This is a genomic window from Lewinella sp. JB7, from assembly GCF_024297185.1.
In the GTDB taxonomy this organism is placed as follows: Bacteria; Bacteroidota; Bacteroidia; order Chitinophagales; family Saprospiraceae; genus Neolewinella.
In genome coordinates, this window is record NZ_JANCTD010000032.1 from 1 (window position 1) to 1295 (window position 1295).

The 1295-nt window shown below is 58.3% G+C and carries 1 protein-coding gene; it reads left to right on the forward strand.

Annotated elements, in window-relative coordinates; all coding sequences use genetic code 11:
* A partial coding sequence (locus NMA52_RS18685) for a DDE-type integrase/transposase/recombinase (RefSeq protein WP_254829230.1) occupies positions 1-1140 on the forward strand: 1140 nt, incomplete at its 5' end.
* Positions 1141-1295: the final 155 nt, after the last annotated feature.

Below are 1295 nucleotides of genomic sequence, written 5' to 3' on the forward strand. Positions count from 1 at the left end.
AAGTACCACATCAGTCGCAAGACCGGCTACAAGTGGGTGAAGCGATACCGGGAGCTCGGCGAAGCCGGATTGGACGACCGCAGCAGCCGCCCCCGTGTGGTGGCCAGCACCGTTGACGAGGCCATGGTGGGGCGCATCGTAGCGCTGCGTAAACCTACCCCGCGGGCCATCTTGGGTGCCCGCAAGATTCGGTCGGAGCTCTTGCGCGAGTACGCACCGGAAGATGTGCCCAGCGCTACAACTATCCATAATGTACTGGTTCGCCAGGGGCTGGTGGAGCGCCGCAAAGCTCGTCGTCGTACCTATCCGGTCAATACCAAAAATAATCCGCAGCAGAATAATGAGCTGTGGACGATCGATTACAAGGGACATTTTCCGATGGGTAACCGTAGACGCTGTCATCCGCTGACCATCTGCGATTCGCATAGCCGGTATTTGCTGCGAGTCCAGGGCCACTACCGGGAGACAATCCGTAACGTGCAAAGGGTGCTGCGGCAGGTCTTTCGGGAGTACGGCCAGCCCAGGCAGTTACTATCGGATAACGGTGGCTGCTTTGCCAGCATCCAGAGTCCGTGCGGGTTTGGGACGCTATCGTACTGGCTCATCGACCACGGCATCGAACCGATCTTCAGTGATCCGGGGTGTCCGGGGCAGAACGGACGTCACGAGCGGATGCACCGGGATCTGAAGCGATACTGCTGTAGATCCCCGGCTCACGATCTACGCGCTCAGAACCGACTGCTCAACGAGTTCGTAGACTTCTACAATCACCAGCGTCCACACGATAGTCTGGACGGACAATACCCCTCGGAAGTTTATACGGCCTCGTTGGTTCCCTTCTGCGAACGAGTGAAGCCACCGGAGTACGATGAGGCGCTATCGGTACGCCGGGTACTGAAGGGAGGAGCGGTACGCTGGGGACACGACGAGTGGATTATGGTCAGCCGGGGGCTGCGGGATAAATGGGTTGGCATTAGCCAACTCAGTGAGCTGGTTTACGAAGTCTACTACCGCCAGGTATGTCTGGGCTTCTTCGAGCTTGGCGAGCAGATCGAAAGCGGGCGCTACTACCGTTTGGTATCGGAACGGGACTTTCCGCAGCGGAGTCGGGACCGGGCGGCACGCAGCCGGAAGGACTAAGAATGCGGCGCCCGGGGCCTGGCTTCCTTCCGGCCTACGGCCTCCAGGAAGCCAGGCCCCGGGCGCAGGAAAGGAAAAACAAGGATAATAATCGTAATTTTAAAAAGTGTTACCCAGGTGGGTTGACTTCTGTTACCCAGGTCTTTGGTACACAA